Source organism: Roseovarius salinarum, from assembly GCF_002834145.1.
Classification (GTDB): Bacteria; Pseudomonadota; Alphaproteobacteria; order Rhodobacterales; family Rhodobacteraceae; genus Roseovarius; species Roseovarius salinarum.
Window position 1 is genome coordinate 107,019 of record NZ_PHNT01000004.1, and the last position, 24,179, is coordinate 131,197.

General features: G+C 68.1%; 21 protein-coding genes. 13 read left to right on the forward strand and 8 right to left on the reverse strand.

Translation table 11 applies throughout. From position 1 onward, the window contains the following. Window positions 1-8 precede the first annotated feature (8 nt). Entirely contained in the window at window positions 9-680 is a 672-nt protein-coding gene (locus tag CEF10_RS05940; protein WP_101067212.1) for an NnrU family protein, read from the reverse strand. A 144-nt stretch (window positions 681-824) separates the two neighbouring features. Between CEF10_RS05940 and CEF10_RS05945 the strand changes: the two genes are divergently transcribed. From CEF10_RS05945 to CEF10_RS05960, 4 genes are all read left to right on the forward strand, one after another. Further along, the gene (locus CEF10_RS05945; RefSeq protein WP_101067213.1) at window positions 825-1,067 is read left to right on the forward strand and encodes an exodeoxyribonuclease VII small subunit; all 243 of its coding nucleotides are present in this window, start codon (window positions 825-827) and stop codon (window positions 1,065-1,067) included. A 4-nt stretch (window positions 1,068-1,071) separates the two neighbouring features. Next, window positions 1,072-1,938: a polyprenyl synthetase family protein gene (locus CEF10_RS05950; protein ID WP_101067214.1), complete on the forward strand. Its 867-nt coding sequence runs from the start codon at window positions 1,072-1,074 to the stop codon at window positions 1,936-1,938. 33 nt (window positions 1,939-1,971) lie between these two features. Beyond that, window positions 1,972-3,903 carry a 1-deoxy-D-xylulose-5-phosphate synthase gene (gene dxs, locus CEF10_RS05955; protein ID WP_101067215.1) on the forward strand — a complete coding sequence of 644 codons (1,932 nt, stop codon included), beginning with the start codon at window positions 1,972-1,974 and terminating at the stop codon, window positions 3,901-3,903. Window positions 3,904-3,995: 92 nt separating this feature from the next. Beyond that, a complete protein-coding gene (locus CEF10_RS05960) occupies window positions 3,996-5,006 on the forward strand; it encodes a DUF3137 domain-containing protein (RefSeq protein ID WP_101067216.1) in 1,011 nt (336 codons plus the stop codon). Window positions 5,007-5,015: 9 nt separating this feature from the next. Here CEF10_RS05960 and CEF10_RS05965 read toward each other — a convergent pair whose 3' ends face one another. Then, window positions 5,016-5,636, reverse strand: a complete 621-nt coding sequence (locus tag CEF10_RS05965; protein WP_232796418.1) for an exopolysaccharide biosynthesis protein — start codon at window positions 5,634-5,636, stop codon at window positions 5,016-5,018. Between the two features lie 143 nt (window positions 5,637-5,779). Here CEF10_RS05965 and CEF10_RS05970 point away from each other — a divergent pair, with 143 nt between their 5' ends. Both CEF10_RS05970 and CEF10_RS05975 read left to right on the forward strand, forming a co-directional pair. Next, complete coding sequence (locus CEF10_RS05970) at window positions 5,780-6,802, forward strand: aspartate-semialdehyde dehydrogenase (protein WP_101067217.1); 1,023 nt, start codon at window positions 5,780-5,782, stop codon at window positions 6,800-6,802. Between the two features lie 328 nt (window positions 6,803-7,130). Then, the gene (locus CEF10_RS05975; protein WP_101067218.1) at window positions 7,131-8,756 is read left to right on the forward strand and encodes a DUF4139 domain-containing protein; all 1,626 of its coding nucleotides are present in this window, start codon (window positions 7,131-7,133) and stop codon (window positions 8,754-8,756) included. Between the two features lie 114 nt (window positions 8,757-8,870). On the opposite strand, the gene CEF10_RS05980 is transcribed toward CEF10_RS05975, so the two are convergent. Next, window positions 8,871-9,548, reverse strand: a complete 678-nt coding sequence (locus CEF10_RS05980) for an OmpA family protein (protein ID WP_101067219.1) — start codon at window positions 9,546-9,548, stop codon at window positions 8,871-8,873. Between the two features lie 88 nt (window positions 9,549-9,636). Further along, window positions 9,637-10,503, reverse strand: a complete 867-nt coding sequence (locus CEF10_RS05985; RefSeq protein ID WP_101067220.1) for a methylated-DNA--[protein]-cysteine S-methyltransferase — start codon at window positions 10,501-10,503, stop codon at window positions 9,637-9,639. A gap of 105 nt (window positions 10,504-10,608) precedes the next feature. Here CEF10_RS05985 and nth point away from each other — a divergent pair, with 105 nt between their 5' ends. Further along, window positions 10,609-11,253, forward strand: coding sequence for an endonuclease III (gene nth / locus CEF10_RS05990; protein WP_101067221.1), 645 nt, complete (start codon window positions 10,609-10,611; stop codon window positions 11,251-11,253). 140 nt (window positions 11,254-11,393) lie between these two features. Here nth and CEF10_RS05995 read toward each other — a convergent pair whose 3' ends face one another. Beyond that, complete coding sequence (locus CEF10_RS05995) at window positions 11,394-12,212, reverse strand: sulfotransferase family protein (protein WP_101067222.1); 819 nt, start codon at window positions 12,210-12,212, stop codon at window positions 11,394-11,396. A 145-nt stretch (window positions 12,213-12,357) separates the two neighbouring features. On the opposite strand from CEF10_RS05995, the gene CEF10_RS06000 reads away from it, so the two are divergent. The 3 genes from CEF10_RS06000 to CEF10_RS06010 all read left to right on the forward strand — a co-directional run bounded on the left by CEF10_RS06000 (window position 12,358) and on the right by CEF10_RS06010 (window position 15,186). Continuing rightward, the gene (locus CEF10_RS06000) at window positions 12,358-13,935 is read left to right on the forward strand and encodes a DUF5928 domain-containing protein (protein WP_101067223.1); all 1,578 of its coding nucleotides are present in this window, start codon (window positions 12,358-12,360) and stop codon (window positions 13,933-13,935) included. Window positions 13,936-13,944: 9 nt separating this feature from the next. Continuing rightward, a complete protein-coding gene (locus tag CEF10_RS06005) occupies window positions 13,945-14,313 on the forward strand; it encodes a histidine triad nucleotide-binding protein (protein ID WP_101067224.1) in 369 nt (122 codons plus the stop codon). Window positions 14,314-14,397: 84 nt separating this feature from the next. Further along, window positions 14,398-15,186 (forward strand): ion transporter, encoded by a 789-nt coding sequence (locus tag CEF10_RS06010; RefSeq protein ID WP_101067225.1) that lies wholly within the window; start codon window positions 14,398-14,400, stop codon window positions 15,184-15,186. Between the two features lie 60 nt (window positions 15,187-15,246). Here the strand turns inward: CEF10_RS06010 and CEF10_RS06015 are convergent, their stop codons facing one another. Continuing rightward, window positions 15,247-16,176 (reverse strand): ABC transporter ATP-binding protein, encoded by a 930-nt coding sequence (locus CEF10_RS06015; protein ID WP_101067226.1) that lies wholly within the window; start codon window positions 16,174-16,176, stop codon window positions 15,247-15,249. A 74-nt stretch (window positions 16,177-16,250) separates the two neighbouring features. On the opposite strand from CEF10_RS06015, the gene CEF10_RS06020 reads away from it, so the two are divergent. Together CEF10_RS06020 and polA are read left to right on the forward strand one after the other, a co-directional pair. After that, entirely contained in the window at window positions 16,251-16,430 is a 180-nt protein-coding gene (locus tag CEF10_RS06020) for a zinc-finger domain-containing protein (RefSeq protein WP_101067227.1), read from the forward strand. Window positions 16,431-16,530: 100 nt separating this feature from the next. Then, window positions 16,531-19,341, forward strand: a complete 2,811-nt coding sequence (gene polA / locus CEF10_RS06025; RefSeq protein WP_101067228.1) for a DNA polymerase I — start codon at window positions 16,531-16,533, stop codon at window positions 19,339-19,341. A gap of 96 nt (window positions 19,342-19,437) precedes the next feature. On the opposite strand, the gene CEF10_RS06030 is transcribed toward polA, so the two are convergent. Beyond that, window positions 19,438-21,066 carry a thiamine pyrophosphate-binding protein gene (locus CEF10_RS06030; protein WP_101067229.1) on the reverse strand — a complete coding sequence of 543 codons (1,629 nt, stop codon included), beginning with the start codon at window positions 21,064-21,066 and terminating at the stop codon, window positions 19,438-19,440. A gap of 170 nt (window positions 21,067-21,236) precedes the next feature. Next, window positions 21,237-22,871 carry a Na/Pi cotransporter family protein gene (locus CEF10_RS06035; RefSeq protein ID WP_101067230.1) on the reverse strand — a complete coding sequence of 545 codons (1,635 nt, stop codon included), beginning with the start codon at window positions 22,869-22,871 and terminating at the stop codon, window positions 21,237-21,239. Window positions 22,872-23,261: 390 nt separating this feature from the next. Here CEF10_RS06035 and CEF10_RS06040 point away from each other — a divergent pair, with 390 nt between their 5' ends. Further along, on the forward strand, window positions 23,262-24,086 hold the full coding sequence (locus tag CEF10_RS06040; RefSeq protein ID WP_101067231.1) for a S1 family peptidase: 825 nt from the start codon (window positions 23,262-23,264) through the stop codon (window positions 24,084-24,086). The last annotated feature ends 93 nt before the right edge of the window (window positions 24,087-24,179 follow it).

Here is a 24,179-nt window from a genome sequence, read left to right on the forward strand (position 1 = left end):
GGCGTCGCTCAGGGCCAGGGTACCACGCCGATGACGGGCCCGTGCAGCGCCAGAAGCCCGAGGTAGAGCCCGAGCGCCGCCGCCACCTGCCACGCCCGGGGGCGCAGCCGGGTCAGCCCGGCAAGGGAGATCCGGGCGGTGTTGCGCGCCAAAGTCGCCCAGGCGTCCGCGCCGAGCGTGCGGCGCTTGCGCCGGTCGATCAGGGCCATGCCGGCCCAGGCGAAAACGGCGAAGAGCCCGAACAGGATCATGTGCGCGAGGTCGCCGTTGGCCAGGAAATGCGCGCCCGCCCAGAGCATCAGCGCCAGCAGCAGGGGATGGCGCGTGACGGCGAGGACGCCGGGGCGCCCGGGGTCGAAGGGACCCCGCCCGAGCCCGCCGAAGGACAGCGGGTTGTGGATGCTCATCCCGGCCACCACCAGTGCGCAAGCCACGGGCATCGCGACGACCGGCAACCAGTGCAGGGGCACGCTGTAGGGAATGACCGGCACGAAGGGCGCGCGGCCGGCCGCCACGATCAGCCACGCCAGCACGGCGACCGAGGCGATGCTGTAGAGGACGAGGTAGCCGCGCAGCCCAAGCCGCGCCACCAGCCACGGCCGCACCGGCGGGCGCACGGGAACGGCGTGCGACAGCAGGAAGACGGCCAACGCCGCCGCGAATTCGCCCCAGCCGGTCATTGCGGAATCCTTTCCGGCGGGCACTGGCCGCGCCCGCGTGCGGCGGCACCCTCGGGGCGGCGCGGGGTGCTGTCAACCGAATTGAACCCGCCTGCGGGCGCGGTTATGGTGCCCGCCACACCCCCGGACCGAGGACCGCGCGCGATGAGTGAGACGCCCGTTTCAGAGATGAGCTTCGAGGACGCGATGAAGGAGCTCGAGCAGGTTGTCGGCCAGCTCGAGCGGGGCGACGTGGCGCTGGAGGATTCGATCAAGCTTTACGAGCGGGGCGCGGCGCTCAAGAAACGCTGCGAGGAAAAGCTGCGCGAGGCCGAGGAGAAGGTCGCGGCGATCACGCTCGATGCCGAGGGACAGCCCGCCGGGACGACCGCGGTCGAAGGGAAATAGCGCCATGCAGGACCGGCGCGCCGAGGTCGCGGCGCAGGTGGGCGCGCATCTGGCGCGCGTGCTGGACGGGGTCGGCGACGGGCCGGTCGCCGCGGCGATGCGCTATGCCACCGATGGCGGCAAGCGCATCCGCGCGCTGCTGGTGATGGAGGGCGCGGCGCTGCACGGGGTGCCGGCGGACCGTGCGCTGTGGCCCGCTGCCGCGATCGAGGCGATGCATGCCTATTCGCTGGTCCACGACGACCTGCCATGCATGGACGACGATTCCCTGCGCCGGGGCAAGCCCACAGTCCACGTGAAGTGGGACGAGGCCACCGCGGTGCTCACCGGCGATGCGCTGCAATCGCTGGCTTTCGAACTGGCCGCCCACCCCGAGGGTGCCGAGACGTCGCAGGCGCGTGCCGCGCTGGCGCTGGGGCTGGCGCGGGCGGCGGGCGCAAAGGGCATGGTGCTGGGGCAGGCCCGCGATATCGCCGCCGAAAGCGCGGGCGCGCCGCTGACGCTGCAGGAGATCGAGCAATTGCAGGCCGGCAAGACCGGCGCGCTGATCGAATGGGCGGCGACGGCCGGGCCCGTGATGGCCGGTGGCGATCCCGCGCCGCTTGTGGCCTATGCGCGGGCGCTGGGGCTGGCCTTCCAGATCGCCGACGACATCCTCGACGTCGAGGGGGACACGGCCACGACGGGCAAGGCCGTCGGCAAGGACGCCGCCGCCAACAAGGCCACCTTCGTGTCGCTCCTGGGGCTCGACGGTGCGCGGGCACGTGCCGACGGGCTGGTTGAAGATGCCTGTGACGCCCTATCTGTGTACGGAGAAGGCGCCGATACCTTGCGGCAAACCGCCCGCTTCGTTATCTCGCGGGAGACATAGCCGCACGCTTCATGCGCCGAAGGAGCGCAAGCCATGCCAGCCGCCCGCCCCGAGACCCCTCTTCTTGACCGCATCGAGTCGCCGGCCGATCTCAAGCGCCTGACCGATCCCCAGCTCGAGCAGCTTGCGCAGGAGTTGCGCGCCGAAACGATCAGCGCCGTGTCCGAGACCGGCGGGCACCTCGGCGCGGGGCTGGGCGTGATCGAGCTGACGGTGGCGCTGCACAGCGTTTTCGACGCGCCGCGCGACAAGATCATATGGGACGTCAGCCACCAGAGCTACCCGCACAAGATCCTGACCGGGCGGCGCGACCGTATCCGCACGATCCGGCAGGCTGGCGGCTTGTCGGGCTTCACCAAGAGATCGGAAAGCCCCTACGACCCCTTCGGCGCGGCCCACAGCTCCACCTCGATCAGCGCGGCGCTGGGCTTTGCCGTGGGCCGTGACCTGGGCGGCGTGTGCGAGACCGGGCTGGGCGATGCAGTCGCGGTGATCGGTGACGGCGCCATGAGCGCCGGCATGGCCTTCGAGGCGATGAACAACGCCGGGGCGCTGGGCAAGCGGCTGATCGTGATCCTGAACGACAACGAGATGTCCATCGCGCCCCCGGTGGGCGCGCTGTCGTCCTACCTCAGCCGGCTTTACGCCGGTGCGCCCTACCAGGAGTTCAAGGCCGCCGCGAAGGGCGCCGTCAGCCTGTTGCCGCCCCCCTTCCAGGAGGGCGCGAAGCGGGCCAAGGAACTGCTCAAGAGCGTGACCGTGGGCGGCACGCTGTTCGAGGAGCTGGGCTTTTCCTACGTGGGGCCCATCGACGGCCACGACATGGACCAGCTTCTGCCGGTCCTGCGCACCGTGAAGGCGCGGGCGACGGGGCCGATCCTGATCCACGCGATCACCCGCAAGGGCAAGGGCTACGCCCCGGCCGAGACGCGCGGTGACGGCGGCCATGCCACCGCGAAGTTCGACGTGGCCACCGGCGAACAGCAGAAGAAGCCGTCGAACGCGCCCGCCTACACCAAGGTCTTCGCCCGGACGCTGATCGACGAGGCCGCGCGCGATGACCGGATCTGCGCCATCACCGCGGCCATGCCCGACGGCACGGGGCTGGATCTCTTTGCCGAACGCTACCCCAGCCGGTGCTTGGACGTTGGCATCGCCGAACAGCATGCCGTGACCTTCTCGGCCGGGCTGGCGGCGTCGGGGATGCGGCCCTTCGCGGCGCTTTATTCCACATTCCTGCAGCGCGGTTACGACCAGGTTGTGCACGACGTCGCGATCCAGCGGCTGCCGGTGCGTTTCGCCATCGACCGCGCCGGGCTGGTGGGGGCCGACGGGGCAACCCACGCCGGCAGTTACGACGTGGCCTATCTGGCGAACCTGCCCGGTTTCACAGTGATGGCCGCGGCCGACGAGGCCGAGCTCGTGCACATGGTCGCGACGGCGGCCGCGCACGACGACGGGCCGATCGCCTTCCGCTATCCGCGCGGCGAGGGCGTGGGCGTCGAGATGCCCGAGCGTGGCACGCCGCTGGAAATCGGCAAGGGGCGGCTCATCGCCGAAGGCGCGCGCGTGGCGATCCTGTCCTACGGGACGCGGCTGGAAGAGGTGCGAAAGGCGGCCGAATCGCTGGGCCGCCGCGGTATCACCCCGACCGTGGCCGACGCGCGGTTCGCCAAGCCGCTTGACGCGGCGCTGATCCTTGATCTGGCGGCGAACCACGAGGCGCTGATCACGGTCGAAGAGGGCGCAATCGGCGGCTTCGGCAGCCACGTCGCGCAGCTTCTGGCCGAGAACGCGGTGTTCGACGCGGGGCTGAAATACCGCTCCATGGTGCTGCCCGATGTCTTCATCGACCAGGCCACGCCCGAGCAGATGTACGAAACCGCCGGGCTGGACGCGGCGCACATCGAGGCGAGGGTGCTCGATGTCCTCGGTGTCGCGCGCCTGGACGAGAAACGCGCCTGAACGCCGTTTTCCCGCCGACCGACGCTGCGGGTTGAAGCCGGCACCGCCGCCCCTGTAGCCTGCACCTTGCATGCAGCAGGTGGGAGGGGACGATGGACTTCACGGAAAAGGCACCGATCGAGGACGGTTTTGCCCGGGTCTTCAAGGACCGCATCGCCCCCGAGCTCGACCGGCTGGAGAACGAGCGCCTGACGCTTCTGTCGCGCGCCAAGATGCATGCGGGCATCCCCGTCGGCATCGCTTTGCTGGTGGCGGCCTTCGCGGTCTGGCGCAGCGACGGCATGGAGGGCGCCCTTGTCGGCGCGATCGTGCCCGTCGCCATCGGCGGCGTCGTGGCCTTCCTGCTGTGGCGGCGACAGGCGCACCGTTGGGGCGGCGAGGTGGCCGAGGCCGTCATGCCGGTGGTCTGCGATTTCCTCGGTGATCTGGAATACGACCGCGACGCGCGCATGCGCTTTCCGTTGGACCGGATCCAGGGGCTGGGCCTGATCGGCAGCTTCAACCGGTCGGAGCTGTCCGACCGGCTCGAGGGGCGCTACCGCGACACCGAGTTCGAACTGGTCGAGGCCCATCTCAAGCGCCGCACGCAGGACCACGACGACGACGGCGACAACACCTCCAGGACCACGAACGTCTTCGACGGCATCCTGATTCGCGTCGGTGTGCCCGAACCGGTGCCGACGGACATCCTGATCACGCGCGACCTTGGCGGATTCGGCAACAAGCTCAGCGAGATGCTGTCGTTCGGTTCGGGCCGCAGCATGCCCAAGGTCGCGTTCGACCACGCCGATTTCGAGGCCGCCTTCGAGGTCTATGCCGATGACCCCGATGCCGCGCGGAAGACGATGCCGCCGGCGTTTCTCGACAACCTCCTGGCCATCGGCCGCGACGAGGGCGGCGACAAGGGCCTGCGTGGCATGACGGCCGGTTTCCAGCGCGAGAACTTCTATCTCGCGCTCGACCGGTCGGGCGATTTTCTTGCCATGGGCGGGCTGACCCGGCCGGTAACCGATATCGAGCCGGACCTGCACCGCGCCTTCGAGGACCTCGCGCTGGTGCGGCGGATCATCGACCGCTTGCACGGGGATGCGCCCACCGTCTGACCGCCCGCGTCACAGCGCCCAGACAAGGCCCCCCGCGACCGCCGCGAGAAAGGCCCCGGCGGCGAGCACGAAGATGCCGTCTCGGGTCAGCATCCCCGTGGCCAGCAGCGCGATTGCGGCGGCCGCGAGCGATGGCGCGAAGGGGACGACCTGCAGGAACGGCATGATGAAAGCGATCAGCAGGGTCGCCAGTAGGGGCAGGTGATTGAACGGCGGACGCAGCAACCAGCCCAGGCGCCGCCGGGTGCGCCGGTCGACCCAGGCCGCCGGCCGCCGCAGCCACGCAACCGCCGCACGCAGGCGTTGCCCGGAAACCTGCCGGCGCATCAGCATGTCGGGCAGCCACGGCGTGCGCCGGCCCAGCAGCCGCTGACCGGCGATCAGGATCAGGATCGCCGCGCCGAGCACCGGCACCCCGGGAATGCTCGAAAGCGGTGACACCAGCAGCAGCGCCGGCACCAGCAGCAGCGGCGCGAAGGCGCGTTCGCCGGTCTCGGCCAGGACATCGCGCAGCGACACGGCACCACGCTGCGCCGCACGCTCGAGCGCGTCCAGAACCTCGGACAACCGTTCGGGCGCGCGCCGCGCCGCGCGCCGGGCGCCTTCGCCTGTTTTGGACCGGATCGTCACCTCGCGTGGCTCCCTGAGTCTCGCGTGCAATATTTGCAATCCCGGCCCCCGCGGCAAGGGCGCGCCGGTGCCCCTTTCGTCTTTATCCCCGTGCGCCGGTGCGGTATGAGGCGCGGCAACCGCAGACAAGGAGCTTATCCCCGATGGGTTACAGGATCGCCGTCGTCGGTGCCACGGGCAACGTGGGCCGCGAAATGCTCAACATCCTCGCCGAACGCCACTTCCCGGTGGACGAGATCGCCGCGCTGGCCAGCCGGCGCAGCCTGGGCACCGAGGTGAGTTTCGGCGACGAGACGCTCAAGACGCAGGATCTCGACACCTTCGACTTCACCGGCTGGGACATGGCGCTCTTCGCCATCGGCTCCGACGCGACCAAGAAGTATGCGCCCAAGGCCGCGGGCGCGGGTTGTGTCGTGATCGACAACAGCTCGCTCTACCGCTACGACCCCGACGTTCCGTTGGTGGTGCCCGAGTGCAACGCGCAGGCCGTCGAGGGGTATGCCAAGAAGAACATCATCGCCAACCCCAACTGCTCGACCGCGCAGATGGTGGTGGCATTGAAGCCGCTGCATGATCGCGCCACGATCAAGCGCGTGGTCGTCAGCACCTACCAGTCCGTGTCGGGCTCCGGCAAGGAGGCCATCGACGAGTTGTGGGACCAGACCAAGGCCGTTTACAACCCCACCGACGACTACGAGCCCAAGGTCTACCCCAAGCAGATCGCGTTCAACGTCATTCCCCACATCGACGTTTTCCTCGAGGACGGTTCGACCAAGGAGGAATGGAAGATGGTCGCCGAGACCAAGAAGATCGTGGACCCCGCGATCAAGGTCACGGCCACCTGCGTGCGCGTGCCGGTCTTCGTGGGCCACGCCGAAGCGGTCAACATCGAGTTCGAGGATCACCTCGACGAGGCCGAGGCGCGCGACCTGCTGCGCGAGGCGCCGGGGCTGATGGTCGTCGACAAGCGCGAGGACGGCGGTTACGTCACGCCGGTGGAATGCGTGGGCGATTTTGCCACCTTCATCAGCCGCATCCGGCAGGATTCGACGATCGACAACGGCCTGAACCTGTGGTGCGTCTCCGACAACCTGCGCAAGGGTGCCGCCCTGAACGCCGTCCAGATCGCCGAAACGCTCGGCCAGCGCGTCCTGAAGAAGGGGTGAGGGCCGGTCCGGTGCCGTGGGCACCGGCAAATCGTCCGGGGGACGATTTGAGGCCCGAACGGGCGAAGCCCCGGCAAGGCCGGTCCGGTGCCATGGGCACCGGGAAATCGTCCGGGGGACGATTTGAGGCCCGAACGGGCGGAGCCCCGGCCAGGCCGGTCCGGTGCCGTGGGCACCGGCAAATCGTCCGGGGGACGGTTCGAGGCCCGAACGGGCGGAGCCCCGGGACTGTTCCGCAAGCGGCGTGATTCCGCGGATCGCCCAGGGTGGCCTTGCCAGGCTGCCGGGATGGCGGGATAGTCCGGGTGTCCGCGAAAGGAGGCTGCCCATGCGCGCGCTTTCCCCCGTTCTTGCATTCGTCATGCTGCCCGCGGCGGTCACGGCCGAGGATATTCCCGTTCGAAGCGACGTGGCCGATGTCACGCTCTATCCGCGGGGGGCGACCGTCGAACGCAACGCGCGCTTCGAGGTGCCCGCCGGTCGGCATCAGCTCATCCTGACGGACCTGCCCAAGACCACCCCGTTGTCGGGGGTGCGGGTGAACGTGGAGGGCGCGACGATGGGCGCCGTGACCACGCGCCGCAATTACGTTCCCCCGCGCGACCCCGACACCAGCGAGGAGATCGAGGCCGCGCGCGCGGAGGTCGAGCGCCTCGAGGACGAGCTGCGCGAGGGCGAGGCGGCCGTCGAGGAAATCCGCCTGGAACGCGATGCCGCCCGCGCGCGGGTGGAGTTCCTGCGCAAGCTGGGCGACCGCGACGGGCTGGCCGAGATGGACGTGGCCACCCTGCGCGAACTGACCGGCATGATCGGCGAGGAGACGCTGGCCGCCATGGAAACCGCCCATGATGCCCGCCAGCGCGCCGAAGCCGCCGATCGCGCCCTCGAGGACACGCGGGAAGCGCTGGAAGAGGCGCGCGCGGCGCTGGACGCCATGGTGCCGGAGGACGAGGCCCGCGCGATGCTGGCCGTCGCCGTCGAGGCCGAGGAGACGACGCAGGGCAGCGTGCACGTCAGCTACACCACCGACCGCGCCGGCTGGCAGCCGGTCTACGACCTGCGGCTGGCCCGCGACAGCGGGCGGCTGGAGATCGAACAGGCCGCCTTCGTGTCGCAATCCACCGGCGAGAACTGGGAGGACGTCGGCGTGACGCTGACCACCGTGCGCCCCAGCGAACAGACGGCCCCCAGCGAGATCCACCCGCGGCGCCGTCGCATCGAGGACCCCGAGCCGGAGCCGAAGATGCGCTCGGACACGGTGGAGGGGCTTTCGATGTCCCGCGCGCCGGCCGCCGAACCGGCCGTCGTGCGCGAGGAAGCGGCGGCGCGCTTCGACGGGCTGTCGGTGACCTACGACTACCCGTCGCCCGTCGACGTGGCCTCGAAGGCCGACCGGCTGCGCCTGTCGCTCGGCACGCTCGAGGCGCGGGCCGAGACCGTGGCGCGCGCCGTGCCGTTGCGCGACGACAGCGCCTTCCTCATGGCCCGGTTCGAGAACGACACCGGCACGCTGGTCCTGCCGACGCGGGAGGCCCGCTTCTACCTCGACGGCCGGTTCGTTGGCCAGCGGGCAATGGGGATGATCCCGGCGGGCGCCGAGGCGCGGTTGTCCTTCGGCCCGATCCACGGGTTGCGGCTGACGCGCACCGTGCTGGGCCGGGAGGAAGGCGACCGCGGCGTCATCACGCGCTCCAGCGAGCTGACCGAGGAGGTGCGCATCGAGGTCGAGAACCTGACGGGCGAGGCTTGGCCGGTGCGCGTGCTCGACCGCGTGCCCTATTCCGAGCAGGAAGACCTCGAGATCACCTGGCAGGCGCAGCCTCGCCCGGCCGAGACGGACGTGGACGGCAAGCGCGGTATCCTGGCGTGGTCGTTCGAGCTTCCCGCCGGGGAGAGCCGGACCATCGAGCTCGACAAGCGGCTGGAGTGGCCCGACGGCAAGGTCCTGCGCTGAACCGCGCCGCGGGCGCGGAGGTGAGGGGGCGCCGCCCCCTCTTGGCCTTCGGCCAATTCACCCCCGGAGTATTTCCGGCAAGATGAAGGTCCGGGCGCGCGGCCCGCGGCGCCGTCAGCCGGCGCTGCGCTGTTCCGGCAGGATCACGATCTCGACCCGGCGGTTCCGGGCGCGCCCCTCGGGCGTGAGGTTGGATGCCACCGGCTGATCCTCGCCTCGGCCGAAGGCGTCGATCCGTCCGAACGCGACGCCGCCTTCCATCAGCAGGTCGGCCACGGCGTTGGCGCGGCGTTCCGACAGGCGCTGGTTGTAGGCCGCTTCGCCGGTGTTGTCGGTGTGCCCGATTACCTGCACGGTCGAGTCGGGATAGTCGCGCAGGCTCTGTGCCACGACGCGAAGGTCGTCGCGCAGGTCGGGACGGACGGCGAAGCTGTCTGTCGCGAACAGGATGTCCTGCGGCATCGTCACGATCAGCCGGTCGCCGGTGTTGCGGATCTCGACCCGGTCGTCGCCCAGTTCGCGGCGCAGCTGTGCCTCCTGCTTGTCCAGCGCGTTGCCGATCAGCGCGCCGGCGCCGGCACCCACCACCGCGCCGCCCAAGGCGCCCTTGGCCTTGTCGTCGCTGGCCAGAGCACCGCCGATGGCGCCGAACAGCCCGCCGAGAACGGCGCCGCGCTTGGCCCTGCGGTTCGGGTCGTCGGGGTTGTTCACGGCCGCCGGATCGGTGCAGGCGCCCGCCAGAATGAGCGACGCGCCCGCGAGGACGGTCAGGGATCTTTTCGCGCGTGTCATGGTGAATGCCTCGTTGCCTTGCCTGTCGGATTTGTGCCGCGACTATATTCGAGGCGCCGCGCCGTCCCAACAGGAAATGCGGGGCAGCTCAGCGGGAACCCGCGCAGCCGGTGCCCAAGCCTGCATCGGCCCGGGCGCTTTCGCGGGCAAGCATCGCGCGCTTGACCGGCAGCCCCCAGTGATAGCCGCCCAGCGCGCCGGAGGCGCGCAGTGCCCGGTGACACGGGATCACGTAGGCGACCGGGTTGCGGGCCACCGCGCTGCCGACGGCGCGCGCGGCACGGGGGTGGCCGACGGCGCGCGCGATCTCCGAATAGCTGGTGACGCGCCCCGGGGGGATGGCCAGAAGGGCCTCCCAGACCTTGATCTGGAACGGCCCGCCGATCAGGTGAAGCGCCGCCTCGCCGCGGCCGCCGAAGGCCGCCTCCACCCACGGGGCCAGCGCCGCGCGGTCCTCGACGAACAGCGCCTCGGGCCAGCGCGCGGCCAGGTCGGCGCGTGCCGCCGCCGCGCCGCATTCGGCGGCGAAGGCGAGCCCGCACAGGCCCCGCTGCGTGCCCATGGCCACCGCCGGTCCGAACGGCGTGTCGAAAACCCCTTCGCGGATCGTGAGCCCCTCGCCACGCCGCGCGTAGGCGCCGGGGCTCATCGCTTCCCACCTCAGGAACAGGTCGTGCAGGCGCCCGGTGCCAGACAGCCCCGCCTCCTGTGCGGCGTCGAGCGTCGTGAAGCGTTCGGCCAGAAGCCGTTTGGCGTGGCCCAGCGCAAGGTACTGCTGGTAGCGCTTGGGCGACACGCCGACCCATGACGAGAACAGGCGCTGGAAGTGCGCGGGGCTCATCCCCACCCCGGCGGCAATCTCGCCAAGCGACAGGTCGCGGCCGCCCGCGTCGATCAGCGCGATCGCCCGGCGCATGACCTCGTAGTGATAGCTTTGCCCCGTCTCGGCGGTCATGACGTCCCGTCCTTGTCCCGAGTCACCGGCCGGAGAATAGGCGCTTCGCCCGCCCCGGGCGACCCGGATATTGCGCAATCGCCGGAAACCGGGCATAGCGCGGGCATGGCACGGCAACTGGACTACAATACTTTGCGCGAGGTCTTCGGGCGGTTCCAGGCCGCCGAGCCCGAACCGAAGGGCGAGCTGGCGCATGTCAACGCCTTCACGCTTCTGGTGGCCGTGGTCCTGTCGGCGCAGGCCACCGATGCGGGCGTGAACCGCGCGACGGGCCCCTTGTTCCAGGTGGCCGACACGCCCGAGAAGATGCTCGCCCTCGGCGAGGAGGGGCTGACCGGATACATCAAGACAATCGGCCTTTACCGAAACAAGGCGAAGAACGTCATCAAGCTCAGCCGGATCCTGATCGAGAACTATGGCGGCGAGGTGCCCAATTCGCGCGCGGCGCTCCAGTCGCTGCCGGGCGTGGGGCGCAAGACGGCCAACGTCGTGCTCAACATGTGGTGGGGGATGCCGACACAGGCCGTCGACACCCACATCTTCCGCGTGGCCAACCGCACCGGTATCGCGCCGGGCAAGGATACCCTCGCCGTCGAGCGCGCGATCGAGGACCAGGTGCCGGCCGACTACGCCCGCCACGCCCACCATTGGCTGATCCTGCACGGGCGCTATCACTGCAAGGCGCGCAAGCCGATGTGCCCCACCTGCCTGATCCGCGACCTTTGCGAATACGAGGACAAGACGGTCTGAGCCGCGTTTCGATCCCGGCCCCGCCGCGCGAACGGCCCGTGCCCGGAATCTTCATCTTGCCCGGAAATACTCCGGGGTGAATTGGCGCGAAGCGCCAAGAGGGGCAGCGCCCCTTTTCCGAGTCCCCGGCCGCCGGCGCGTCAGTCGCCCAGCTTCGCGTGCACCTCGTCGAGGTCGATCTCGCCCACCGGCATCTTGTTCGACGGGTCGGCGGCGTCGTACTTGAACAGCTCGAAATCGCGCTTGTAGATCTCGTAGACAAGGTGCATCGACAGGTCGTCGAAGTAGTCCTCGACCGGGTGCGCGCGCTTGGGGCCGTGACCTTCGGATTCGTTGAAGCGCGGGATGTTGCCGAGGTCCACCGCGTGCGGCGTGTCGATGGCGTCGAGGACGGATTGCATGCCGTCGTTGAAACGTTCGGTCCAGAATATGCGGTCGAAGCGTCCACCGTTGACGATGAACGTCGACAGGTGACCGGCCTGCGCCGACCAGTGGATGTCGGGTTCCATCGGGCGGCGCCAGCGGATCGTGTCGCGGGCGAACAGCAGGAACCGGCGGAAGCTCCGGACCTGGTCGAATTCCTGCTTGCCGTCCTCGCCGCCGACCTCGATGCCGTATTTCTGGATCAGCATCGGCACCAGCTTGCCCCGGTAGCGTTTGCCGTTGCGCTGGATGCCGCAGATCTTGTCGAAGAAGGAACTCAGGATCCGGGTGTAGGGGTTGCGCACGCAGGTGAAGGCGGGCGCACGATGGCCGGTGACGGTGTCGCTGATCGGGGCCTGGCTTTCGGCCAGGGCCCATTTGTGAAGCCCCGACTTCGCGTCGTGAATGTCGCCGTCGAAAAATTCGCCGTGATCGGAAAAATACAGGATCTGTCCGATGGTCGAGCACGCGCACTTGGGCACCACGCGGTAGACCACGCTTTCGCTTTCGGTCATCCATGTGCCGGGAAATCCCACGGCTTCCGCCTCCCTTGTTTCCTGGCCCGGCCGGGCAGGCGGTGTTCTACCGTTCCGCGTGCCCGGAAGAAAGCCTGTTTATTCAGGCCGCGTTCACGGCTATCACTGTAAACAGCCGAGAGACCGGGGTTAAACTGTTCGCCGCATGGCAAAAATCGCCTATATCCTGCTCAGCCACAAGAACCCGGATGCGGTCATCCGCCAGGCCGAGACACTGACCGCGGCGGGCGACTGCATGTCGATCCATTTCGACGCCCGCGCCAAGCCCGAGCATTACCAGCGTATCCGCCGGGCGCTCGACGGCAACCCCGGGGTGACCTTCGCGCGGCGGCGGATCAAGTGCGGCTGGGGCGAATGGTCGCTCGTGCAGGCCTCGCTGAATGCACTCGAGGCTGCAGTCGACGCCTTCCCGCGCGCCACCCATTTCTACATGCTCTCGGGGGATTGCGTACCGATCAAGTCGGCCGCCTATGCGCATGCCTTTCTCGATGACAACGACGCCGATTTCATCGAATCCTTCGACTTCTTCGAAAGCGACTGGATCAAGACCGGCATCAAGGCCGAGCGGTTGACGTACCGGCATTTCTTCAACGAACGTCGGCAGAAGCGGCTTTTCTACGCGTCTCTCAACCTCCAACGGCGCCTGGGGCTGGAACGGGCGGTCCCTGCCGACATCGACGTGCAGATCGGCAGCCAGTGGTGGTGCCTGCGCCGCAGGACGGTCGAGTGGATCCTGGATTTCACCCGTCAGCGGCGCGACGTGATGCGCTTTTTCCGCACCACCTGGATCCCGGACGAGACATTCTTCCAGACGCTCGTGCGCCACCTGGTGCCCCAGGAAGAGATCGAGACGCGCACGCTGACCTTCCTGATGTTCACCGACTACGGCGTGCCCGTCACCTTCTACAACGATCACTATGACCTGCTGCTCAACCAGGATTTCCTTTTCGCGCGCAAGATCAGCCCGGAGGCGCATCAGCTCAAGGAACGGCTGGGCGCGCTCTACAACGACGACACGGTCCGTTTCACGCTTTCCAACGAAGGTGCCAACCTGTTCCGGTTCCTCACCGGCCGCGGCCGGGTCGGGCGCCGCTTCGCGCCGCGGTTCTGGGAAAACGACAGCACCATCGGGCGCCACCGCGAACTGATGATCGTGATCGCCAAGAAATGGCACGTGGCCAAGCGGTTCGTCGGGGTCGCGCGATGGTTCCTGAACGCGCCGATGCTGGAATACGTCTTCAACGAGGCCGACGCCGGGCTGCCGGACCTCGGCGGCATCGAGCGGACACTGGAAAAGCGCACGCGCCACCGCCGCGCGCTGGTGCGGATGCTGTTCGATTACCACGAGAGCGACCGGCTGGTCCTGTGCATGGACCCCGCCAACATCGACCTGCTTCACGACTTCTGCGGCGACCGCTCCACCACCCGGCTGCTGGAGATCAAGTGCCAGTTCTCCGACGACTACCTGATCGGCCACGCCAGGCGCGTCGGGCTGGCCGGCGACGACACCTCGCCCGACACGATGAAACGGCTGCTGCCGACGATCCGCGGCGACATCGTGTTCGAAAGCGATCGCATCCGCGATGCTGGCTTCGAGAACCACGAGGTGATCCGCGAAACCGACAGCCCGGCCGACAACGCCGTGCCGATCGCGCGGTTTCTTGATATCCCGGTCGAAAAGGCGCAGGAAATCGCCGAATTCGACCACCTGTTCGCTGATTGAGGAACGCCCATGTCCTATTCCTATGACGACGAGAACATCTTCGCGAAGATCCTGCGCGGAGAGATCCCCAACGACACGGTTCTGGAAACCGAGCACAGCCTGGCGTTCAACGACATCCAGCCGCAGGCCCCGGTGCACGTGCTGGTGATCCCCAAGGGGCCCTACGTCAGCTATGACCATTTCGCGCAGGAGGCCAGCGAGGCCGAGATCACCGACTTCACCCGCGCCATCGGCGAGGTGTGCCGCATGAAAGGGGTGCAAGAGGGCGGTTTCCGGCTGATCTCCAACGCGGGCGAACACGGCGTGCAGGAGGTGCCGCACATGCATGTGCACGTCCTGGCCGGCCGGCCGCTCGGGCGGATGCTGCAGAAGGCCTGAACGCGCGGCCGCACGGCTTGCAGGCGCTTGTGCGCCGCCGCCCGCGCCCCCATATCACGCCGGAAGTTTCAACGGGGGACATCCATGTCATTGCGCAGCCGTGTCGGCGCCTTCTTCGACCGCGCCGGCGTGAGGAATTTCATACTCGGCGTCATCCTGTTCAACGCCGCCATTCTCGGGCTGGAGACCTCCGAGGCGACCATGCGCCGCGCGGGGCCCCTCATCACCCTGCTCGACAAGGTGTGCCTTTCGATCTTCGTGGCCGAGATCGCCGGGAAACTGTTCGCGCGCCGCGCGGCCTTCTTCCGCGACGGGTGGAACGTTTTCGACTTCCTGATCGTCGGCATCTCGCTGGTGCCGGCGGCGCAGGGGCTGTCGGTGCTGCGCGCGCTGCGGATCCTGCGCCTGCTGCGCGTGCTGTCGGTCACGCCGTCCCTGCGCCGGGTGGTCGAGGGGCTGATGAGCGCGCTGCCCGGCATGGGCTCGGTCTTCCTGCTGATGGGGCTGATCTTCTACATCGGCGCCGTCATGTCGACGAAGCTTTTCGGCGCGGCCTTCCCCGAGTGGTTCGGAACACTGGGGCGGTCGGCCTACACGCTGTTCCAGATCATGACGCTGGAATCGTGGTCGATGGGGATCGTGCGCCCGGTGATGGAGGCCTATCCCCACGCCTGGGCCTTTTTCGTGCCCTTCATCCTGGTCACGACCTTCGCGGTCGTGAACCTCGTGGTCGGTCTGATCGTCAACTCGATGCAGGACGCCCACGGCGCCGAGGCCGAGGAAAAGACCGACACCTACCGCGACGAGGTGCTCAGCCGGCTGGCCGCGATCGAGGCGCGCCTCGACGATCGCCGGGGTCCGCGCGACGGCTGAGCCGGCGCCGGACCGGATCGTCGCGCCACGGGATCTGCCGAGGGCGTCCCGGCCCGGGCGTCACGTGTCGCGCGTGAGTTCAAGGAACACGTCCTCGAGGTCGGCCTGTTCCGTCTTGACGTCGCGGATGCGGATCCCGGCATCGCGGACGGCCTCCAGCACCTTCTCGGCCGGCGTCTGCCCGGACTGGTAGGTGATCGCGATCGTGCCGTCGGCCCGCGTGACCACGTCGAGGCCCGCACCCTGCGGCAGGCGCGCCGCGCCGTCGTCGGGATGGATCACCATGGTGCGCGCGTCCAGCCGGTCGAGCAGGTTGGCCGTGCTGTCGCGGGCGACCAGCTGCCCGTGGTTGATGATCCCGATCTCGTCGCACATCTCCTCGGCCTCCTGGAGGTAGTGCGTGGTCAGGATGATTGTCATGCCCTCGGCATTCAGGCGGCGCACGTTCTCCCACAGCATCTGGCGCAGCTCGATGTCCACGCCGGCGGTGGGTTCGTCCAGCACCAGCACATGCGGGTCGTGCACCAGCGCCTTGCCCAGCAGCAGCCGCCGGCGCATGCCGCCCGACAGCGTGCGGGCATAGGCCTCGGCCTTGTCCTCCAGCCCCACCAGCCGCAGGATCTCGTTGCTGCGCCGCTGCGACCTGGGCACGCCGTAGAGGCCCGCCTGCACTTCGAGCAGGCCGCGCGGGCTGAAGAACGGGTCGAGGTTGAGTTCCTGCGGCATCACCCCGATGGAAGCGCGCGACTGGCGCGGGTTCACGTCCTGGTCGAAGCCCCAGATCGTGACCTGCCCGGCCGTCTTGATCACCAGCCCGGCAAGTATGTTGATAAGCGTCGACTTGCCCGCGCCGTTGGGCCCGAGAAGCCCGAAGACCGACCCGGCGGGAATGTCGAGGTCGACGCCCGCGAGCGCGCGCTTGGGCGGCTCGCCCTTGACGGCGCGGTAGGTCTTTTCCAGTCCCCGGATCTCGATTGCGTTTGCGCCCATGGTCCCCTTGCCCCGGCCTTGCGGATCGCTCATAAACGCACCTAGTGGATTTGCTGGCGAAAGGAAACGCCCCCATGACGACACAGGCGCCCGAGACCCGGATCGTGGACAGCTACCGCGTGGCCTGCGACGGCGGCGAAGGGGCGCTGGGCCACCCGCGGGTCTGGTTGCAGATCCCGCCCGAGCAGGGCTGGATCGAGTGCCCCTACTGCGATGCCAAGCTGATTCACCGCGATTTCGAGGGCAAGGTCTGAGCGCCGATCCGCCGGCGGCGCGGGTGGAGCCGGCGGATGCCTCCGGCGGGAGTATTTCCGGCAAGATGAAACCCCGGGGCCGTGATCGGGAGGATCGTGCATGACATTCGGCAAGGGGTGCCACCTGCACCTGATCGACGGGTCGTCCTTCGTGTTCCGGGCCTACCACGCGTTGCCGCCGCTGACCCGCAAGTCGGACGGCGCGCCCATCGGCGCCGTGCACGGCTTCTGCAACATGCTGCAGCGATACATCGACGGCAACTCGGGCCGCGATGCGCCCACGCATATCGCGGTGATCTTCGACAAGGGCAGCCACACCTTCCGCAACGATCTTTACGACGCCTACAAGGCCAACCGCGAGGAAATGCCCGAGGACCTGTCGCCACAGATCCCCCTCACGCGCGAGGCCACCCGCGCCTTCAACATCGCCTGCGAGGAGATGGAAGGCTTCGAGGCGGACGACATCATCGCGACCTTGTGCCGGCAGGCGCGCGAGGCGGGCGGGCAGGTGACCATCGTGAGTTCCGACAAGGACCTGATGCAGCTCGTCGGCGGCGGGGTCGAGATGCTCGACGCCATGAAGGACCGCCGCATCGACGCCGAGGGCGTGGAGGAGAAGTTCGGCGTGCGCCCCGAGCGGGTGGTGGACGTGCAGGCGCTGGCCGGCGACAGCGTTGACAACGTGCCCGGCGCGCCGGGGATCGGCGTCAAGACGGCGGCGCTGCTGATCAACGAATACGGCGACATCGACACGCTGCTGGCGCAGGCCGGGTCGATCAAGCAGCCCAAGCGGCGCCAGACGCTGATCGAGCATGCCGACCAGATCCGGCTTTCGCGCGACCTGGTGAAGCTGGACGAGGACGTGCCGCTGGATTTCACGCTGGACGACCTCGAGCTGCAGGAGCCCGACCCGGACAAGCTTCTGGCGTTCCTCGCGAAGATGGAGTTCCGCACCCTGTCGCGGCGCGTGGCAGAGGCCTTCGGCGTGGAGCCGCCGGTGATCCCCGACACCGACCCGTCCGGCGCCGGACCGGCAGCGGAGGAGGACGCCGCCCCCGAATGGCCCGCGATCGACCCGGAGGCCTATGAGCGGGTCGGCGACATGGCGGCGCTGAACGCCTGGGCCGACGCCATTCGCGCGCAGGGTTACGTGGCGGTCGACACCGAGACGACGGGGCTTGACGAGATGTGCGCGGATCTCGTGGGCATATCCCTGTGCTTGGCACCGGGCACCGCGTGCTACATCCCGCTGGCCCACCGCACCGGGCAGGCGGACGACCTGTTCGGCGCCGACGCGCTGGCCGGGGGGCAACTCGACATGCAGGCGGTGCTGGAGGTTCTCAAGCCCCTGCTCGAGGATGACGCCATTCTCAAGATCGGCCAGAACATGAAGTACGACGCCAAGATCCTTGCCCGGCACGGGATCACGGTGGCGCCCGTGGACGACACGATGCTGTTGTCCTACGCGCTCAATGCCGGGCTGCACGGGCACGGGATGGACGTGCTCTCGGAACGCTACCTGTCGCACCAGCCGATCCCGATCAAGGAGTTGCTGGGCAGCGGCAAGCAGGCCATCACGTTCGACCGGGTGGAGATAGACAAGGCGGTCGGCTACGCCGCCGAGGACGCCGACATCACGCTGCGGCTGTGGCACCTGTTCAAGCCGCAGCTGCACCGCCGGCGGGTCACCACCGTCTACGAGACGCTGGAACGCCCCCTCGTGCCGGTTCTGGCCGACATGGAACGCGCGGGCATCACCGTGGACCGCGACACGCTCAACGCCATGTCCACGGCCTTCGCCCGGAAGATGGCCGGGCTCGAGGCGGAGATCCACGAACTGGCCGGGCGCGCGTTCAACGTCGGCAGCCCCAAGCAGTTGGGCGAGGTGTTGTTCGACGAACTGGGCTACGAGGGCGGCAAGAAGGGCAAGACCGGCGCCTATGCCACCGGCGCGGACGTGCTCGAGGATCTGGCAATGACGCACGAGCTGCCCGCGCGGGTGCTGGACTGGCGCGCGCTGTCCAAGCTCAAGAGCACCTACACCGACGCCCTGCAGGAACACATCAACCCCGAGACGGGGCGCGTGCACACCTCCTATGTGCAGACAGGCGCCACCACCGGGCGGCTGGCCTCGGCCGACCCGAACCTGCAGAACATCCCCGTGCGCACGGAAGAAGGCCGGCGCATCCGCGAGGCCTTCGTCGCGGGGCCGGGCAAGCAGCTGGTCAGCCTCGACTATTCCCAGATCGAGCTGCGCATCCTCGCCCACATGGCCGGGATCGACGCGCTCAGGACAGCCTTCCGCGAGGGCCAGGACATCCACGCCATGACCGCGAGCGAGATGTTCGACGTCGACCTGGAGGACATGACGCCGGAAATCCGCCGGCAGGCCAAGGCGATCAACTTCGGGGTGATCTACGGCATCTCCGGCTTCGGGCTGGCGCGCAACCTGCGCATCCCCCGGTCGGAGGCGCAGGGTTTCATCGACCGCTATTTCGAACGCTTCCCCGGCATCAAGGTCTACATGGACGAGACCGTGGCCTTCGCCAGGGAACACGGGCACGTGCAGACGCTGTTCGGCCGGCGCATCCACACGCCCGAGATCTCGGCCAAGGGGCCGCGGGCAGGCTTCGCCCGGCGCGCGGCGATCAACGCGCCGATCCAGGGCACGGCCGCCGACGTGATCCGCCGCGCCATGATCCGCATGCCCGCCGCGATCGAGGGAATCCCTGCCCGGATGCTGTTGCAAGTCCACGACGAACTGATCTTCGAGGTCGACGAGGCGGCGGCCGATGCGCTGATCGGCACCGCGACCGAGGTGATGGAAAGCGCCGCGCGCCCCGCCGTGCACCTCGACGTCCCGCTGACGGTGGACGCGGGCCGGGGGCGGAACTGGGCCGAGGCGCACTGAGAGAGGCGTCTCCGGGCCTGCTTCAGTGCACGGCCGCCGCCGGCGCTGCCGCGCGCGTGGCACGCGTTCCGTCGCCGCCGGCACATGCAGCGGGGGTCAGATCCGCATCCGCGGCACGTCGTTCGGATCGAGGCGCAACTCGATCAGCAGCGGGCGGTCGCGCGTGCCGATGCCTTCAAGGGCGCGGTCGAGATCCGCCGCGGAAGTGACGCAGATGCCGTGCCCGCCAAGGGCGGTGGCCACCGCGGCGAAGGAGGGCCAGTCGAACTGGGACAGGCCGGGATCCATGCTGCGGTCGAGGAACTGGATGTGCTCGGCGCCGTAGGCGGAGTCGTTCGCGACGATCACGATCATGTCCTGGCCCAGACGCACTGCCGTGTTGAACTCGTTCACGCCGCCCATCATGAAACCGCCATCGCCGGTGAAATGCACCACCGGCCTGTCGGGCGCGGCGAGGCCGGCCCCGATTGCCTCCTGCAGGCCAAGCCCGATGGAACCGAAGTTCGCGGTGACGATGAAACTCTTCGGGTCCGGTGCGGAAATGCGGCACCACACCTCGGTCATGAACCGGCCGCCGTCCGTGGTGAGGATCCGGTCCTTCGGCAGGGCCTCTTCCAGCCGGTCGAGCGCCCAGACATAATTGACGGTGTCCGGCTTGGCCTTGTCCGGGTCCCCTGCCGGATGCCGGGTCAGCGCCGCGGTGTCGAGTTCCGGCGTGAACCCGGACGGCGGGATTTCCGCCTCGTCGAGCCACCAGGCGATGTTGTCGGCCGTCAATCCGGCATCGGCCACGAGCGCCGCGTCGGGATGGTAATTGCGCCCGATGGCATAGCTGTCATCGTTCACCTGGACCACGCGCTTGCCCTGCATGAGCTTGCCGCGGTCGGTGGTGAAGGTGTGCAGGCTGGCCCCGAAGGCGACCACGCAATCGGCCTTGGCGATCACGTCATAGGCCGCCTCCGTGCTGAGCGTGCCGAAGATGTCCATGTTGTAGGGGTGATCGTTGAACAGCCCCTTGGCCTTCAGGGTGGTGGCCAGCGGCGCCTCCAGCCGGTCGGCGAGGCGAATGATCCGGTCGCGTGCGCCAACGGCCCCACCCCCGGCGAGGATCACGGGGCGCCGGGCGGACGCGATCATGCCCACCGCCTCGTCGAGGCCCTCGCCCTCGGGGACATAGGCCGGCGTGTCGAAGACGGGAAAGACCGTCTTGCGGTGCGTTGCGTCCTGCCACATGAAATCGGCCGGCATGTTCAGCACGATCGGGCGCCGCTCGACGCGGGCGCGGTAAAACGCGTTGGCCACGTCGTGCGAGGCCGTCTCGGGCGCGCGCAGCTGCTCGAACCCCGCGCCGGTGACGTTCACCGTCCCGCGCTGGTCGATGCCCTGAAGGTGCTGGGGGTTCATGACCGGCGTGTCGCCGGCAAGCAGCACCATGGGGACGTTGCCCCGCGCCCCTTCGGCGAGGGCCGTGACGCAGTTCGTCAGCGCGGGGCCATGGGTGACGGTCGCCACGCCGACCTGCCCCGAGACATGCGACCAGGCCAGCGCCATGAGAACGGAACTGCCCTCGTAGGCGGCAGGCACGAAGGTCCCGCCGCACCCGCGCACGTAATGGTCCACCATGAAAAGATTCGCGTCGCCCATGAGGCCGAACATGGTCTCGATCCCGTTGTCGAGCACGGCCTGCGCGATGGATTGGTAGGTGTAGATCGTCTGGTCCGCCATGGTCGGTCCTCTTGGTCGCCGTGTCGTCGAAGGGGTGAATGCGCCGGCGCGACAAGCTTTCCCGACGCCGGAGCCACCAGCATGGCCCTGCGCGCAGCGAGGTCAATGGGCCCCGTTGAATGCGGGCCGTGCGTGGCCCGGCATCGCCATCAGGCCGGCCGACACGGTCGTCAGGAATACCCGCCGGACGATGCGCCGCCGGCTTGCGACGGCCATGCGTCCGGGGCGGGGAGAGCCCCGTGGCCCAGAGTGTTCTGCACTTCCCGGTCGTATTCGCCGACGCGCTGGACATTGTGCATGATCCGCGTGAGCCATCGCATCGCGTCGGTTGCCTGGAAGGTGTCCTGCACCGAGTAGATCCCCGCATGCTCGCCCAGAAGAAGGCCGCGCCGGTGCCGCATGAACCGGTGCGCGAGCGGATCGGTCATGCGTGCCATGCGCCTGCCGATCTCGGGAAGCTCAAGCCCGCGATCGGACGACAGGCAGGCGGCGAACCACCGCGCCGGACGCCGGGTGACCGCGACGCGATCGAGCACCGGGATGAAGTCGCGATGCTCCGCCTGGTCCAGCAGGCGCACGAGGTGGTCGGCCTGGTGCATCAGCGCGGCAAAGGCGGCGGCCTCGTCCGGCTTGTCGCGCGGCACCGAGATCCGGGCCATGTAGTCCTTCAGGTCCTCCAGCATCACGGTCACCCGCGGGTCCAGCGCCGCCAGCCGCCGCACGTCGCCGCCCGGCCCCAGCGCCAGCGAATAGGCCGAAAAGATCTCGCGCGCGGCCCAGGTCACCGCCCCGTGCGCGGCCTGCATCGCGGCGCCCTCGTCGCTGAGCAGGCGGTGGTCCAGTTCCGGGGCCAGGCGTTTGCTCAGGTCGGGCCGCAGCCGGGCCACCAGCGCGGCGAAGCGATGGGTGACCGGCAGGAAGGCCAGCGTGCCCAGCAGGTTGAACCCGGTGTGAAACAGCACGAGCGCGGTATCCGCCCCCGTCCGCGCGGCCAGCCCTTCCAGCGGGCCCGCGATCACCAGCAGCGCGGGGAAGGCGATCACCATCGTCCCGAGATTGAACAGAAGGTTCGCGATCGAGGTCTGCTGCATCGGCCTTGACCCCCCAATCGCGGCGATCAGCGCGGTGAAGGTGGTGCCCAGGTTCATCCCGATCACCGCCGCCGCCGCCTGGATCAGCGGCAGGGCGCCGCTGCTCAGCAGGACCAGGACCACCGCGAGGGCCGCCGACGAGGATTGCATCACCACCGTGATCGCCAGCCCCAGCGCCGCCATCGCCAGCATCCCGGTCAGCCCGGTTCCGGGGGTCCGCTCCGGCGTGATCCAGCCCGCCGCGCCCGACATGCCCTCCTGCATCATGTCCAGCCCGATGAACAGCAGGCAGAACCCCGCGGCGATCCGCCCGATCCGCGCCGCGCGCCCCTGCGACAGGAGCAGCGCGAGGCTCGCCACGAACAGCAGGCCCATCGCCACGGTGCCCAGCTTCAGCTTGAACCCCACCAGCGACACGATCCAGCCGGTGACCGTCGTGCCGATGTTGGCGCCGTAGATCACGCCGAGCGCCTGCGGGAAACCGAGCAGCCCCGCGCCCACGAAGCCCACGGTCATCACCGTGGTCGCCGAGGACGACTGGACGACCGCCGTCGTCACCGCGCCGCTCGCCACGCCCCGCAGCGGCGTGGTGGTGAACCGCGCGAGCATATGGCGCAGGTTCGCCCCCGCCGCCTCGCGCAGCGCCTCGGTCATGATCTTCATGCCCAGCAGGAACAGGCCGATCCCGCCAAGGGCCGTCAGCGTCTCCGACATGGTCAGCCACCCCCCGGCGCCCGATCATGCGGGCGCCACCGGCGGCATACAACCGCCCGCCCGCGGCCTTTGCAAGGCCCGCGATTCGCGGGCAAACCCCGGTCGCGCCGCCCCGGCGCCATCGAGATCGAGGGGTGGGGCGGTTGGCCGGTCACGGCCCCGGAGACACGGCGCAGCATGGGTCGGAACATCGACAAGGAGGGCGGGCAGCGGTCCTTCGCTGCAACTGCGGACCAGACCCGTCGCAACGAAGGAAGCCGACCTTGCCTGAGGGCGTAATCGTCCGTTTCTCCGCATTGCAACAGTGTTACGATAATCTGTTAGAGCTATTCAATATTGAAACAACGAAGGGCGTCTGATAATCAGCTTAGGCTTCAGCTGGGAGGCTTCATGGCAGTTTCTGACTCACTTGTGCGAACTACCGTTCGCTTGGAGTGTACCGACGGCCAGCGGTCGGGTGTTGGAACCAGCTTTCTGTATCGCATAGATGCCGAGGGAGATAATTGGACGCCAATTTTGGTGACAAATCGGCACGTAGTAGAAGGATACACTAATGCACGCCTCGTTCTTTCACAAGCGCCGGATTTTCGAACTGCGACTCCGGCGGATGCGAAGACGCTAACTATTACAGATCTTCAGAGATTGGTCGTATATCACCCAAGTGACGCAGTAGACTTGGCTGCGATAGTTATTGGACCCGTACTAAATCAAACAACATTAGGCCCGAACCCAATAAACTTAGCTGCTATTCGAGAGGCGGACATAATTGATGATGCTTCCGCCAGTCAGCTTCGGTATGTCGAGGATATTCTCACCGTCGGCTATCCGCAGGGTCTTTGGGATAGTTATAGAAACCTTCCGCTTTTCAGGGGAGGCCTTACGGCGACTTCCCCAATGCTCGACTATGACAATGAGCCAAAGTTCTTAATTGACTGTGCTATATATCCTGGCTCAAGCGGATCTCCAGTGTTTCTTTATAACAGCGGTGTGGTATTTGATGCGTTGAATAATTCTGCTTCGTTAGGGGAAAGAACAAAGCTTCTGGGTGTAGTTTTCGCAGTTCAGTTGTATCAGGCCGATGGAAAAGTCACAGAAGTGACTCCAACGGCTGCACAAGCGATGGCGCGGGTAGGCGTACCAAGTAGTCTTGGTGTCGTTGTGAGAGCGAAAGAAATACTTGTACTGATTGATCGTGTGCGCGCACTTACTCGCTGAGGATCATCCGGCTTGAGTCGCTTTGATCTCGCGCTATCCAGCTTGTGATTTCGAACAAGTAGTGCGATGCGCGGGGCGATGTCTGCTGAGGGC